The organism is Pseudomonas sp. SIMBA_067, from assembly GCF_046534675.1.
GTDB lineage: Bacteria > Pseudomonadota > Gammaproteobacteria > Pseudomonadales > Pseudomonadaceae > Aquipseudomonas > Aquipseudomonas putida.
Genome location: NZ_JAWRYH010000051.1, coordinates 1 through 473 on the forward strand (window position 1 = coordinate 1; position 473 = coordinate 473).

General features: G+C 48.0%; 1 pseudogene. It reads left to right on the forward strand.

Annotation, left to right across the window (positions count from 1 at the left end):
- Positions 1 to 171: 171 nt before the first annotated feature.
- Positions 172 to 473 (forward strand): annotated as a pseudogene (locus SB765_RS28020) (IS1-like element IS1A family transposase); the annotation flags it as partial.

Sequence of the window (473 nt, forward strand, 5' to 3'; positions counted from 1 at the left end):
CAGGCCTCATAAAATATTTCAGGAGTATATAGCTGTGGGTATATTTCCGGGTTGAAGTTTGCCTTTAAGAACTTAACGAATTTTTCATAGCATTCTTGATATATCTTAATCTCTTCGGTGATGCTGCCAACTTACTGATTTAGTGTATGATGGTGTTTTTGAGGTGCTCCAGTGGCTTCTGTTTCTATCAGCTGTCCCTCCTGTTCAGCTACTGACGGGGTGGTGCGTAACGGCAAAAGCACCGCCGGACATCAGCGCTATCTCTGCTCTCACTGCCGTAAAACATGGCAACTGCAGTTCACTTACACCGCTTCTCAACCCGGTACGCACCAGAAAATCATTGATATGGCCATGAATGGCGTTGGATGCCGGGCAACAGCCCGCATTATGGGCGTTGGCCTCAACACGATTTTACGTCACTTAAAAAACTCAGGCCGCAGTCGGTAACCTCGCGCATACAGCCGGGCAGTGAC